Origin of the sequence: Streptomyces griseorubiginosus (genome assembly GCF_036345115.1) — a bacterium.
Lineage (GTDB): Bacteria > Actinomycetota > Actinomycetes > Streptomycetales > Streptomycetaceae > Streptomyces > Streptomyces griseorubiginosus_C.
Window position 1 is genome coordinate 9,432,599 of record NZ_CP107766.1, and the last position, 13,662, is coordinate 9,446,260.

Consider the following 13,662-nt stretch of genomic DNA (forward strand, 5'->3'; position numbering starts at 1 on the left):
GACCTGGTCCCACGGTCCTGCCGTACGGCTCGGTGTGGTTACTGGGCCATCTCGTACGCGCCCGACAGGGTCTCGACCCGCTGCCAGACCCGCTCGGTGCGCTCCGGGTCGACGGCCGGCCGCCGGACCGCGCCCAGCGCCCACTCCTGCTGCCGCGGGGTCGCCGAGTCCTTGCCGTGCAGTTCGACGGCGTGGGAGGAGAAGTCCCTGACGAGGACGGCGAAGAGCTCGTCGAGCACGTCCTCGTCGAGACCGGTGAGGCGGGCCTGCTCCAGGACGAGCTGGGCGTGGACCACCAGGGCGAACAGCTGGCCGACGGCGAGCAGGAGGTCGAGGTCGCGGCTCTGTTCGGCGTCGGGGGCCGCGGTGGTGACGAACTCGCAGAGGGCGTCGGCCTGTTCGCGCAGCCGGGCGACGTTGGGCAGGTGTGCGTACGCCGCGAAGGCGGGCCGCCAGTCGTGGAAGCGCACCGAGCCGAGCCCGCGGGCCGGACCCTGCCGGAACAGGAAGGAGTCGTCGGCGGCGTCGAGGCGGGTCGGCACGTCGGGGTAGGGCGCCGGGTCGAGCAGGTGGCTGCGCATGAACTTCAGGATGAGCGCCAGGTTGACGTGGACGGTGCCCTCCAGCTTCGGCAGACCGCGGATCTCCACGGCCGCCTGGGCGAAGTAGTTGTCCTTCTCGAAGCCCTTGGCGGCGATGACGTCCCACATCAGGTCGATGACCTTCTCGCCCTCCGTGGTCACCTTCATCTTCGTCATCGGGTTGAAGAGCAGGTAGCGGCGGTCCTCGGGGCCCGCGCTGCGGAAGTAGTCGACGGCGCGGTCGCTGAACAGCTTCATCCCGACGAGCCGGACGTACGCGTCGGTCAACTCCCTCCGCACGTGCGGGAACGCGGTCACGGGACGGCCGTACAGGATGCGGTTGTTCGCGTGGGTGACGGCCTCGTACATGGCGTGCTCGCAGATGCCGATCGAGGCGGTGCACAGGTTGAACTTGCCGACGTTGACGGTGTTGAGGGCGGCGTCGAAGGCGGCGCGGCCGGTGTGCAGGACGTCCTCGGCCCGGACGGGGTAGTCCTCCAGGCGGAACTCGCTGACGAACTTGGACGAGTCGACGACGTTCTTGACCAGGTGATAGGCCGGGTGGCGGCTGTCGGCGGCGAAGAACACATAGCCGTCGGGGCCCTCGACATCGGTGCGGCGGCCGAACACGGAGACCAGACCCGCGGCGTTGCCGTTGCCTATGTAGTACTTGGAGCCGGTGGCGCGGAAGCCGCTGTCGCCGTCCGGTTCCAGCAGCATGTCGGTGGAGTAGATGTCGGCGCCGTGTGTCTTCTCGGACAGGCCGAACGCGAACACCTCGCCCTCGGTGAGGAGTTGGGCGGCGCGGTCGCGGGCGGCGGCGTTGTCGCTCTGCCAGACCGGGCCGAGACCGAGGATGGTGACCTGCCAGGCGTACCAGTAGTCCAGGCCGTAGAAGCCGAGGATCTCGTTGAGCGCGGCGATCCGGGCGGTGTCCCACCGCTTGTCCCCGGCCTCTTCCCCGGCGGCGGAGGCGGGCGTCAGGAACGTGGCGAACAGGTTCTCCTTCGCGGCGAAGCCGAGGAAGTCACCGAGCCACGCGCGCGTGCGGTAGTCCTCGATCAGCTGCCGCTTCCCCCGCTCCTCGAACCAGTCGACGGTGGCCCGCAGCAGGCGGCGCGTCTCGGCATCGAAGTGCGCGGGGTCGTAGGTGCGGGGGTTGAAGAGGAGAGGGTCGGGCATGGTGAGGACTCCTTTGAGCTCAGGGTGTGGGACAGGCGGAGAAGTCTGAGGACCGGGGGGAACCGGAGCCGCAGGCGTTCGCTGCGGCTGTCGGCATGGGGCGGTCAGCGATCTGTCGTGCCGAACCGGGCCAGCGTGGCGAGTACGTCGTCCAGCCAGCCGATCATCATCCGCTCGTAGGCGATACCGCCGCGCAGGACGACGTGCTGGAGCTCCGTCTCCGCATCGAGCGGCGCGTCCGGCACCGCGGCCTTCGCCTCGGGCCCGGTGAAGTCGCGTTCCTCGCCAGCGAGGTAGTGGGCCATCCGATCGCGGTGAGCCTGCCTGTGCCGCTCCACCTCCCGGATCAGAGCGGTGGGGTCGTCGAACGCGGCACCGCGGATCTTCACCGCGAGGTCGTGGCGGACGCTGTCGGGCTCGATCGGATCGTGCAGCCACGAGGACAGCGCGGCCCGGCCGAGGTCGGCGACGGAGTACTCCTTCTTGTCCGGCCGCCCGTGCTGCGGGACGTCGTGGGCGTCGACCCAGCCGTCGTTCTCCATGCGCTTGAGCACCCGGTAGATCTGCTGATGGGTCGCGGTCCAGAAGTACCCGATGGACCGCTCGAAACGCCGGGCCAGCTCATAGCCGGACCCGGGCTTCTCCAGAAGCGACACCAGGATCGCGTGTTCGAGCGCCATGCCGACGATCGTGCTATGCAACTCGTTGCATAGCAAGTCCCGCCCGCACCGATGCGACGCGGCTCACCTCGGAGTGCGTCCCCCACCCGCCCCGCGTCACCCGCCGAGCAGCGTCCCCGTGGCCAGTGCCGTGGTCACCGGGTGGGACGGTGCGGTGAACAGGCGGGGTGTGGGGCCCGTTTCCACGACCCGGCCCTCGGACAGTACGGCCAGGGTGTCCGTGCGGTCGGCGATCAGGCGCAGGTCGTGGCTGACCAGGACGAGGGACAGGCCGCGCCGGTCCCGCAGGTCCGCCAGCAGGTCCATGACGGCGACGGTGGTGTCCGAGTCCAGCGCCGAGGTGACCTCGTCGCAGATCAGTACGTCCGGGTCGGCCGCCAACGCGCGGGCGATCGCGACGCGTTGACGCTGACCACCGGACAGCTCGTGGGGGTAGCGGTCGGCGAACGCGGCGGGCAGGCCGACCTGGTCCAGGAGTTCCAGGACGCGGTCGGCGACCTCGGCTCGGCCGGCCCGGCGGTGCAGCACCAGCGGGCGGCGCAGCGTGGCTCCGACCGTGCGGCTGGGGTTCAGAGTGCCCAGGGGGTCCTGCGGCACGAGTTGGAGACGGCGGCGCTGCTCGCGGGAGCGGCCGTGCGCGGTGGCGGCGAGACGGGTGCCGTCCAGGCTGACGGTGCCGGCGGTGGCCCGGTGCAGGCCGACGAGAGTGCGCAGCAGGGTCGTCTTGCCGGACCCGGAGACGCCCACCACGCCGAGGGTGCTGCCGGCGGCGAGGGTGAGATCGACGCCGTGCAGCACGGGAACCCGGCGACCGCGGTGAACGTGCGCGGCGTGCAGGCCGGACGCGGTGAGGGTCGGCGGCCCGTCGTGCGCGGTCCGCTCTCGCGGGGCGGGTGCGGGTCGTGCCCCGCTGTGCGTCAGGCGGGGGCCGGTCAGGTCCACGACGTCGTCGGCGAGCCGGGTCACCAGGTCCGGGTCGTGGCAGGACAGGCCGATGGCTATCCGGTGGTGCTCCGCGAGATGGCGCAGCAGGTCGGCGACCTCGTCACGCAGGGCGGGGTCGAGTCCTGCCGTGGGTTCGTCGAGGAGGAGGATCGCGGGGCGGCGGGCCAGGGCGCGGGCGAGCGCGACCCGGCGCTGCTGGCCCCCTGACAGGCCGCCGATACGGCGGTCGGGCAGACCGTCGTCGGTGGGCAGGCGCACCTCGGCGAGCTGCGCCCGAATCGCCTCGGGGCTCTTGTCCACGGCGACTTCGGCGAGCAGACGGCGCACCTTCATCCGCGGGTTGAGGGCGGAGCCGGGGTCCTGCCCGACGTAGGCGAGACGGTGGCGGCGCAGCGTGCGCAGGGCCGCAGCGGGCAGGGTGAGCGGGTCCTGGCCGAGGACGCTGACGCTGCCCGCCGTGCGCTCGGTGCCCGGCGGCAGAGCGCCTGCCACGGCCCGCAGCAGGGTGGTCTTGCCGCACCCGGAGGGGCCTACGACAGCGGTGATGCGCCCCGGGACCAGCTCGAGGCCGGCTCGGTCGAGCAGGATGCGCCCGTCGGGCGCGGTGACGGTCAGGCCGGTGACCCGGACCGCGCTCTCCCCGTCCGCCGCCTGGCCCTCGGAGTACCAGTGGGGCATGTGGTTCACAGTGCGGGTACCGCCTTCCGGCCGGTCGAGGGGACGAGGGCGGCGGCCGCCAGGTTGACGCTCAGCGCCAGCAGGCCGATGGCGACGCTGGGAGCGAGGACGGCCCAGGGATTGAGGACGATGCCGGCGGAGTTCTCACGGATCATCAACGCCCAGTCCGCGGCAGGCGGTTGAGGTCCTACCTGGAGGAACCCGGCGGTGGCGACGAGGTAGACGGCGGCGACGAAACGCAGTCCGAAGAGGGCCAGCAGGGTGGCCCGGAGATTGGGCAGCACCTCCCGGACCACCAGGTACCCCAGCTTCTCGCCGCCGACGGCCGCCGCCTCCACGTACCCGGAGGCCGCCACCGGCGCGGCGGCCCCGGCGACCAGGCGCACCGCGTACGGCACGCCGAGGACGACCGACGCGGTGACGACGGCGAGCCGTCCGCCGTCCGGCCAGGACAGGGTGACCAGCAGGATGCCGAGCACCGCGGGCAGCAGCATCAGCACGTCGGCGGTGCGTTCGACGATCCGTCCGAGGGCCGGGCGCAGCGCGCTGACCGCGCCGAGCACGGCGGCGACCGCGGTGACCAGGACGGCGACGAGGAGGGACGTGACGACGAGTTCGCGTCCACCGGCGAGGACACGGCTGAGCACGTCGCGGCCCAACTGGTCGCCGCCGAGCGGGGCTTCGCCGCCCGGTTCCGCGTACGGCGCCACGACCGGCGCGTCGAGGGCGTGCGGGGCGAGCCACGGTCCGGCCAGCGCGAGGGCGGTGAGCAGGACGGCCGGGAGTACTCGGAGGGCGACACGAAGGCGGGCGTGGCGCGGGGGAGTCCTGGTCGGCGCCTTCGCGGGTGCGGTGAGAGTGGTCATGTCCGGCCTCCGGAGGCCCAGGCGCGTACGAGGTCGGCGAGCAGCAGCACCCCGGTGATGACGGTTCCGGTGACGGCGACGACCCCGGCGATGACGGGGCTGTCCCGGTCGGCGACCGCTCCGGCGAGGACGGAACCGATGCCCGGGTAGTTGAAGATGGTCTCCACCACGACCGCGCCGCCCAGCAGCATGCCGGTGGAGGTGGCGAGGCCGGCCGCGATGGTGGGCAGCGCCCCGGGCAGCAGGTGGTGGGTGAGGATCCGGTGCCGGGGCAGTCCGTCGAGGACGGCGGTCTCGACATGTGGAGCCTTGGCCTCGTCGGCGAGCGCGGCCCGGACGATCCTGGTGTTCCAGCCGATCTGCGGGACGGCCAGGGCGAGGACGGGCAGGACGAGCATCCGCCAGGAGGCGGGCGAGCCGTCGGCGTCGGTCAGGGTGACGGCGGGCAGCCAGTCGGTCCACAGCGCGAAGACGAGGACGAGGGCGACCGCGACGACGAACTCGGGCAGCGCGAGGCTGCCGGTGGCGCTCGCCGACACGGCCCGGTCGGCGGAGCCGCCCGGTCGGGCCGCGGCCCAGCAGCCGAGCGCGACCGAGGCCACGAGGGTCACCAGCAGGGCGAGCCCGCCGAGCAGCAGGGTGTTGGGGAACGGGTGGGCGAGCAGGTCCGCGACCGGTTCGCCGCGTGCGGAGGTGCCGAGGTCGCCGGTGGGAAGGCCGGTCATCCAGTCCCCGAACCGTTCCGCCACCGGCCGGTCCAGGCCCAGCAGGTGGCGCCGGGCGGCGAGGTCGGCCGCGCTCTCGCCGCGTTCCGAGGTGGCGTTCGCCGCGTCACCCGGCAGCAGTTCCACGGCGGCGAACACGGCGGCGAGCAGCACGGCCAGCAGCAGGATCCGGCGCGCGAGGACCCCGGCCGCGTACAGGGCCGTACGCACGACAGCCGGAACCGGCCGGGCCTCGGAGGCCGCGGCCGGGTCACCGCCGGTCAGCGCGCCAGCCATGCCTGCTCGAGCTGGACGCGCCCGTAGCCGGGCAGGGTGGGCAGGTCGCGCACGGCCGCTCCCGCGAGGTCGATGCCGTCGGCCATGCCCCACAGCAGATAGCCCGACGCGTCGAACTCGATCTGCTGGAGCTCCTGGAGGACCTCGGCGCGGGCCGCCGCGTCCTTGGTCGCCATCGCCTTCTTGTACGAGGCGTCGAAGGCGGGGTCCTTCCAACCGGCCTCGTTCTGCCCGGAGTCGGACACCATGGTCTTGCTGGCGAAGAACACCACGGAGTCGTTGGTGCCCCAATAGGTGGTGTACAGGTCGCCCTTGAGCCAGGTCTTGTCCCAGAAGGTGGCCGACTCCTGCTTGACCACCTCGACCTTGACCCCGGCCTCGCGGACCTGGGAGGCGAACAGGGTGGCCGACTCGGCGAGTCCCGCGATGTCCTCGGTGGTGAGCAGCCGGTACGTCTTCGAGGTGTCGAAGCCGGCCTCCTTCAGCAGCTGCTTGGCCCTGGCCAGATCCCGCTTCCGCTGGGGGATGTCCTTGGCGTAGGCCGGGTCGCCGGTGCCGAGGATGTCGTTGGCGACGGTGCCGTAGCCGGACAGCACCTGCTTGACCATGGCCTCGCGGTCCACGGCGAGCCGCAGCGCCTCGCGCACCTTCGCGTCCGCGAAGGGCCCGTCGGCGGTACGCATCACGATCGGCATCGCCATGTCGTTGGGGCGGCGCACGATCTGGATGTCGCCCCGCTTTTCGGCCGTACGGGCGGCGACCGCGCCGACGTTGGAGGCGACGTCGATCTGCCCGGCCAGCAGTGCGTTGGCCATCGCCTGCGGGCTCTCGAAGATCTTCACCTCGACGGCGTCGAGGTACACCTCGCCGCCGTACCACTCGTCGTTGCGGACCAGGCGGGCGTTGCCGGAGCGGAACCAGTCCAGCTTGAAGGGGCCGGTGCCGGGCGCCTTGCCGAGGTCGGAGTCCTTGGTGCCCTGCTTCAGGACGAACGTCGTCAGGCGGGTCAGCTGGGGGAGTTCGGCGTTGGCGTAGTCCGACACCAGGACGACCGTGTCCGCGCCCTCCGCCCTGATGTTCTCGGCCTTGATGCCGGGCAGCCGGGAGGCGCCGGAAGGCGTTGCGCGCAGCCGCTTGAGCGACCACACGACGTCGGCGGCGGTGACCGGCGTGCCGTCGTGGAACTTCGCACCCTTGGCAAGTGTGAAGCGCCAGGTCTTCAGGTCGTCCGAGGCCTGCCAGCGCGCGGCGAGGCGGGGAACGGTGTTCGGCTTGGTGCCGGGGACCGTGAGGGTGTCGTACACCAGCGAGATGATCAGGTAGTCGCTCTCGTTGGCCTGGGTGCCGTGCGGATCACGGGTGATGGCCGAGGCGCGGCCCAGGGCACCGACGCGCAGGGTGCCGCCGGGCCGGGGCTTCTCGTTCGCCTTCGCCGGCGACTTGTCCGAGGTCTCGTCACCACCGCCGCAGGCGGCAAGCAGCACGGCCGCGCCCATTCCACCGCCGGCCCACAGCACTTGACGTCTGTTCAGGTTCACGTCGTACGACCTCGTTCCACTCACATGGCAGTTTGCTTAGGTGTGCCTACCCTAAGAAATCACCAGTGCGCAAGCCTTGGCGGGGACATTCCCGATCTCTGGCGAGGCGTCAGATCGGCGCACGGGGGCACGTAACGGCGCACGTGAGGCGTGTGATGCCCGGAGGAAGCGGTCAGTCTAAGTGAGGGTTGCCTAACCTAACTTCGACTGTTACGTTTCCGCAGCGATCGCCCAGCAGACCCACAGGAAGCCCACAGAGGCTCCGAGCTCCACCGCACCCCCCACCCGCCCCCCGAAAGGGATGTCTGCGCCATGCTCACGGGAGCCGCACCCGTCCGGCAGCTCGACCCGCACGCCGTCGACGAGTTGACCGAGACCGCCCACAAGATCCTTGCCGACTACGGCACTTCGGCCGCCCGGCCGGAACTGCTCCGCCGGATCGCGAGGTCCGCCAGCCGATTGGGAGAAACGATTCATCAGGTGTGTCGCCCGGTGGACACCGACGACGGCCTGTACGTCCTGCGCGGCCTGCCCGTCGACGACGAGGGCATCGGCCCCACCCCGACGAGTTGGGCCACGGCCGGCGACCGCGCCGCCGCCTGGGACCTGATCCTGCTGCTGCTCGCCACGGTCATGGGCCACCCGATCGCCTGGGAAGGGCAGCAGGAGGGCCGCTTCGTGCACAACATCGTGCCCTCGCCCGGCCACGAGGACGAGCAGACCGGCGCGAGCAGCACGGTGCTGCTCAGCCCGCACACCGAGGACGCCTTCCACCCCGGCCGCGCCCACCTGCTGCTGCTCGCCTGCATGCGCAACCACGACGCCGTCGCCACCACCGCCGCGAGCATCCGCAAGGTCCGCCTCGGCGCGGACGACATCGCGCTGCTCTCCCGCCCGGTGCTGCCCATCCTCCCCGACGACGCCTACGCGGCGGCCCGGTCCTTCGCGGGGGGCGAGCCACCGAAGGTCCCCGCCCTGTGGCAGACCGAGGCGGGCCCGACCCTGCGCTACGACCCCGCCTACACCCCGCTCGACGAGGCGCCCGCCGACTACCGCGCCGCCTACGACCGGCTGACCGCCGAACTCGAACGCGTCTCGGTCGCCGTCGCCCTGGAACCCGGTGACGTCCTGGTCGTCGACAACGACATGGCCGTCCACGGCCGGGTCCCGTTCCGGGCCCGCTACGACGGCACCGACCGCTGGCTCAAGCGCGCCTCGGTACGTGTCCCCGGCCGCCGAAGCCGCCCGTACACCGAGGCGGACGAACACGGGTACGGACAGACCGCGCTCGTCGCCCTCAGCTGATGCACCGTCAACTTCCTTGCTCACCCACCCTGGTTCGAAGGGAACAGCCGTGACCGGAACCACCGCACGCACGGACGACAAGACCCTGCGCATCTTGAGCACCAGCGACCTCGCGGGCATCGACATCTCGCTGACCGACGTCGTCGCCGTGGTCGAGGAGGCCTACCGCACCCTCGCCGACGGCAGGTCCGCCAACCCGCGCAAGCTCACCGTCAAACCCGAGGACGGCCATTCCGTCTCGTACGCCATGCTCGGCCGGGACGGGGTCCGCGAGGTCGTCGCGATCAAGACGTCGTACAAGCACGGCCTGGACAAGTCCCGCGACCAGCAGCACTACTACACGACGCTCACCGTCTACGACGACGTCACCGGCCTGCCCGTCGCGATGATGGACTGCGGCCGCATCGGCTCCCTGCGCACCCCCGCCGTCTCCGCGCTCCTCGCCCGTGAGTGCGCGCCGCCCGACAGCCGCAGCGCCCTCGTCATCGGCACCGGGACCCAGGGCCGCCTCGCGCTGCCCTTCCTGCTCACCACCCTGCCCGGGCTGGACCGCCTCATGGTCCACGGCACCCACCCGGACGGCCTCGCCGCGGTCCGGGAGCGACTCCACCACCACTTCCCCGACCGGGAGTTGGAGGTGGTCGACGACGTACGGGCCGCCGCTGCGGAAGCCGATGTGGTGGTCGCCACCGCGGGGCAGCACACTCAGGCCGGCGTGGAGTCCGACGACCTGAAGCCGGGTGCCCTGTCGATCCTGGTCGGCCACGGCATCGCGCCCTCGACGCTCCAGCGGGCGGACCGGGTCATCGCGACCAGCGAGGCGCAGATGAAGGTCACCGGAACCGACATGGCCGACGCGGACGGCAACTTCCCCGCCGTGGACGCCGAGTTCCCCGAGGTCGTGGCGGGCCGGGCGCAGGGTCGGCGCTCGGCGGACGAGCGGATCTTCGCCTACAACAGCGGGCTCGTCGTCACCGACATCGCCCTCGGCCACCGGTTCGCACAGCTCGCCGTCGAACAGGGCCTGGGGACGCGGGTGTCGCTGTGGGCGTGACCGAAGTGACGGCGGCCCCGCCGTTGCCGGCCCACCCGGACCCGTGGCTCGACGCGGTCCTGTCCGGCCCACTGCCGCACGAGTTGTCGTACGCGATCGGCGGCCCCTTCCATCTGCTGCTGCCCGACCGCTTCGACACCAACGCCGCCGCCTTCAGGGCCGTGCTCGACGAGTTCGGTGTCGAGGGGCGCGTGTACTACGCGAAGAAGGCGAACAAGGCAGCCGCATGGATCGAGCGATGCGCCCTGTCCGGTACGGGAGTCGACGTCGCCGGCAGCGGTGAACTGCGGGACGCGCTGGGGTGCGGGGTCCCTGGCGAGAACATCGTCGTGACCGGTCCCGCGAAGGCCGACGCACTGCTGCGGGTCGCCGTGCTCCAAGGGTGTCTGATCGCGGTGGACGCCCTCGACGAACTGGAACGCGTCATCGGGATCGGCCGGCCCGCACGCGTACTGCTCCGACGCCGCCCGCCCGCCCAGCCGAACAGCCGATTCGGGCTGGACGACGGCGAGTTGGAGAGAGCTCTCGTGCGATGCCGGGAAGCCGGAGTCGTGATGGAGGGTTTCTCCTTCCACCTCTCCGGCTACGACCCCCTCATGCGCGCCGAACTGGCCGGCGAACTCGTCGACTTGTGCCTCAAGGCCCAGGCGTCGGGCCTGCGAGCCGACCGGATCAGCATCGGCGGCGGGTTCGCGGTCGATTACACGGACGCCCCGCACTGGGAACGCTACCTGCGCGACCAGCGGCCCGAGCACTACCACGCGGGCAAGTCCTTCGCGCCGGGCGACTTCTACCCGTACCACTCGCCGGTGGCCGGCCCCGACGCGTTGCGCGCGGTCCTCGCCGCGCACGGTCTCGCCGGGCGCCTGCGCGAGGCCGGGGTGAAGCTGCTCCTCGAACCCGGGCGGGCGCTGCTGGACAGGGCCGGCTGCACAGTCTTCCGCGTCCAGGGCGTGAAGGACCTCGACGGCTACGGCATCGTCACCGTCGACGGCAGCAGCCTGAGCCTGTCCGAGCAGTGGTTCGACAGCGAGTACCTGCCCGATCCGGTGCTGCTCTCCCGCACCGGGCCGGGCGAGCCGTACGCGGCCTGCGTCGGCGGCGCCACCTGCCTGGAGTCCGACATGGTGACCTGGCGCAAGGTGCGCTTCCCCGCCCGCCCCGCCGTCGGCGACCTGCTCGTCTACCCCAACACCGCCGGATACCAGATGGACTCCAACGAGTCCCCCTTCCACGAGCTTCCGCTCCCCCCGAAGGTCGTCCTCGACACCGCCGACGGCAGCACCCGCTGGCGGTTCGACCGCCCTCCACTCGCCTGACTCTCGCCCCCCTCGAACCCCGGAGCCATCCGATGGACAAGGCGCTCGCGCGTCCCGCCGTGGTCAGCCAGGTCTCCGACCTGATCGGCCACACCCCGCTCTTCGAACTGTGTCGCACCGACACCGGCAGCCGACTCCTGCTCAAACTCGAACAGTTCAACCCCACCGGCACCGCGAAGATCCGCATGGCCCGGCAGATGGTCCTCGACGCCGAGGAGCGCGGACTGCTGCGCCCCGGCGGCCGTATCGTCGAGTCCACCTCCGGCAACACCGGACTCGGCCTGGCGGTGATCGCCGCCGAGCGCGGCTACACCTTCACCGCCGTCGTCGACCATCACGCGGCCGCCGACAAACTGCGCGGCATGAAGGCGCTCGGAGCCGAACTCGTCTACGTCGCAGAGGACGGGGACGAGGAGCTGGCCACGGCCGCCCGGGAGGAGTTCGCCGAGCGGCTGGCGGCAGGCAGCGACAACGCCTACTTCACCGAGCAGCACAACAACCTCGCCAACGGGGACGGCTACCGGCCCGTGGCGCATGAACTCGACGCCGCGCTGGACGGCCGTATCGACATCCTGATCGGCGCCGTGGGCACCGGCGGCGGACTCTTCGGGACCGGCGGGGAACTGCGCAAGGCCGTGCCCGGGGTGCGGATCGTCGGGGTCGAGCCCAAGGGGTCGATCGCCTTCGGGCCGCCCGCCCACGACTACTACCAGTCCGGCACCGGCACCCCCGAGGGCGCCACCATCGGCGCGATGGTCGACTACGAGCTGCTGGACGAGGGCGTCAAGGTCGGCGACGTCGAGGCGTTCGCCACCGCGCGGGTGCTGGCCCGCCGCATCGGCCTCCTCATCGGCGGCTCGGCGGGCGGAGTGGTGCACGAGGCGCTGACCCGCATGTCCTCGCTGGCCCCCGGCACGACTATGGTCGCGCTGGTCAACGACGGAGGGGAGAAGTACATGGACACCGTCTTCGACGACGACTGGATGAACGACCGCGATCTCATCGACCCGGCCGTCGAGCGCGAGATCGACGAACTGCTGACGAAACTCCGCGAGAACTGACCCGATGCCGACACCCCTTCGCGAGAACCGACACCCGATGCCGACACCGCTCACCACCCTGCTCCGCGACAGCCGCGCGCTGGCGACCCTCGCCGTGCCGCTCGCCCTGACCCAGCTCGCCCAGGTCGCCCTCACCACCACCGACACGGTGATGATGGGCCTGATGGGCGCCGAGGCGCTGGCAGGCGGCGGCCTCGCGATGGTCGTCTTCAACCAGCTGCGCACCATGGGCGTCGGCCTCGTCACCGCGGTCGGCAACCAGGTGTCCGCCGCCTCCGCCCGTGCCGACGAGGACGACGAACTCTCCGAGACGGCGACCCGGGAAGTCCGGGACGTGGTCCGCGCGGCGCTCGCGCTGGCCACCCTGGCCGGGGTCGCCGGCGCCCTCGTCATGCTGCTGATCGGCCGCGCCGTGGCCCACCTCGGCCAGGATCCGGACGTCGTGGCCACCGCCTGGCCGGTGCTGCTCGGCCTCGCCCCGGGCCTGATCCCCTGCCTGTGGTTCCAGGCCATCCGCCAGTTCACCGTGGGCATGCGCCGCCCCCAGGCCCTGCTGCGCATCACGATCGCCTCGGTGGCGGTCAACGCGGGCCTCAACTGGCTGCTGATCCACGGCACATGGGCCTTTCCGGAGCTGGGCCTGCCCGGCATCGGCATCTCCACCTCACTCGTCTACCTGCTCACCTGCCTCGCCCTGTACGGCTCCGCACGCCGCGACCCCCGGCTCGCACCGCTGCTCGACATCCGGATCTGGAAGGCCCGCCCGGCCACCCTGCGCCGGCTGACCGGGCTGGGCGTGCCGATCGCCGCCACCTACGGCTCCGAAGCCGGGTTCTTCTCCGTCGTGGCCCTGCTCATCGGCACCTTCGGCAGTGCCGCCCTGGCCGCGCACACCGCCGTCAACCAGCTCATCTACATCGTCTTCCAGATCGCGGTCGGCCTCTCGCACGCCGCGTCCCTCAACGTCAGCCGCGAACTCGCCCTGGACCGGATCGACGCGGCCCAGCGCATCAAGAACACGGCACTGGCGTGCGCGGCGGCCGTGATGGCCGTGGTCGGCGTCGTCTATCTCACCGCCCCCGGCCTGGTGCTGCGCCCGTTCCTCGACCCGACCTCCGCCGACGGGCACAGCGCGACCGACATCGCCACCAACCTGCTGCTGATCGCGGCCGTCCTGCAGTTCTTCGACTGCGCCCAGAACATCGGGGTCGGTCTGCTGCGCGGCCTCGACGACACCAGGAGCGGCTTCCGGATCACCCTGGTCGGCTACTGGCTGATCGGCCTGCCCGCCGCCTGGCTGTTCGGACACCTCGCGGGGCTGGAGACCGCCGGCGTCTGGCTCGGCCTGCTCACGGGGCTCGCCGCCACCGCCCTGCTCCTGTTGCGCCGTTACCACCAGGCACTGTCCCTGCGCGCGGCGGGGCAGCCGGCCGTCGCCTGACCTCCCGGGTC

At 71.7% G+C, this 13,662-nt stretch carries 11 protein-coding genes; 5 read left to right on the forward strand and 6 right to left on the reverse strand.

Annotated elements, in window-relative coordinates:
* Positions 1-38 precede the first annotated feature (38 nt).
* The 6 genes from OHN19_RS42455 to OHN19_RS42480 form a co-directional block, all read right to left on the reverse strand.
* Positions 39-1,763: an acyl-CoA dehydrogenase family protein gene (locus OHN19_RS42455; protein WP_330269345.1), complete on the reverse strand. Its 1,725-nt coding sequence runs from the start codon at positions 1,761-1,763 to the stop codon at positions 39-41.
* A 104-nt stretch (positions 1,764-1,867) separates the two neighbouring features.
* Positions 1,868-2,443, reverse strand: a complete 576-nt coding sequence (locus tag OHN19_RS42460; RefSeq protein WP_330269346.1) for a PadR family transcriptional regulator — start codon at positions 2,441-2,443, stop codon at positions 1,868-1,870.
* Between the two features lie 96 nt (positions 2,444-2,539).
* On the reverse strand, positions 2,540-4,075 hold the full coding sequence (locus OHN19_RS42465) for an ABC transporter ATP-binding protein (protein ID WP_330269347.1): 1,536 nt from the start codon (positions 4,073-4,075) through the stop codon (positions 2,540-2,542).
* On the reverse strand, positions 4,072-4,932 hold the full coding sequence (locus OHN19_RS42470) for an ABC transporter permease (protein ID WP_330269348.1): 861 nt from the start codon (positions 4,930-4,932) through the stop codon (positions 4,072-4,074). Before OHN19_RS42470 ends, OHN19_RS42465 begins: the two co-directional genes overlap by 4 nt.
* Entirely contained in the window at positions 4,929-5,933 is a 1,005-nt protein-coding gene (locus OHN19_RS42475; RefSeq protein WP_330269349.1) for an ABC transporter permease, read from the reverse strand. The genes OHN19_RS42470 and OHN19_RS42475 overlap by 4 nt, the downstream gene beginning before the upstream one ends.
* Positions 5,918-7,471 (reverse strand): ABC transporter substrate-binding protein, encoded by a 1,554-nt coding sequence (locus tag OHN19_RS42480; protein ID WP_330269350.1) that lies wholly within the window; start codon positions 7,469-7,471, stop codon positions 5,918-5,920. The genes OHN19_RS42475 and OHN19_RS42480 overlap by 16 nt, the downstream gene beginning before the upstream one ends.
* A gap of 312 nt (positions 7,472-7,783) precedes the next feature.
* On the opposite strand from OHN19_RS42480, the gene OHN19_RS42485 reads away from it, so the two are divergent.
* From OHN19_RS42485 to OHN19_RS42505, 5 genes are read left to right on the forward strand one after another with little or no spacing between them, the layout of a single operon-like run.
* The gene (locus OHN19_RS42485; RefSeq protein ID WP_330269351.1) at positions 7,784-8,776 is read left to right on the forward strand and encodes a TauD/TfdA family dioxygenase; all 993 of its coding nucleotides are present in this window, start codon (positions 7,784-7,786) and stop codon (positions 8,774-8,776) included.
* Positions 8,777-8,825: 49 nt separating this feature from the next.
* Complete coding sequence (locus tag OHN19_RS42490) at positions 8,826-9,830, forward strand: ornithine cyclodeaminase family protein (protein WP_330269352.1); 1,005 nt, start codon at positions 8,826-8,828, stop codon at positions 9,828-9,830.
* Positions 9,821-11,149 (forward strand): Y4yA family PLP-dependent enzyme, encoded by a 1,329-nt coding sequence (locus OHN19_RS42495; RefSeq protein ID WP_330269353.1) that lies wholly within the window; start codon positions 9,821-9,823, stop codon positions 11,147-11,149. Before OHN19_RS42490 ends, OHN19_RS42495 begins: the two co-directional genes overlap by 10 nt.
* Before the next feature lie 32 nt (positions 11,150-11,181).
* On the forward strand, positions 11,182-12,210 hold the full coding sequence (locus tag OHN19_RS42500) for a cysteine synthase family protein (RefSeq protein WP_330269354.1): 1,029 nt from the start codon (positions 11,182-11,184) through the stop codon (positions 12,208-12,210).
* Positions 12,211-12,247: 37 nt separating this feature from the next.
* A complete protein-coding gene (locus tag OHN19_RS42505; RefSeq protein WP_330269355.1) occupies positions 12,248-13,651 on the forward strand; it encodes an MATE family efflux transporter in 1,404 nt (467 codons plus the stop codon).
* Positions 13,652-13,662: the final 11 nt, after the last annotated feature.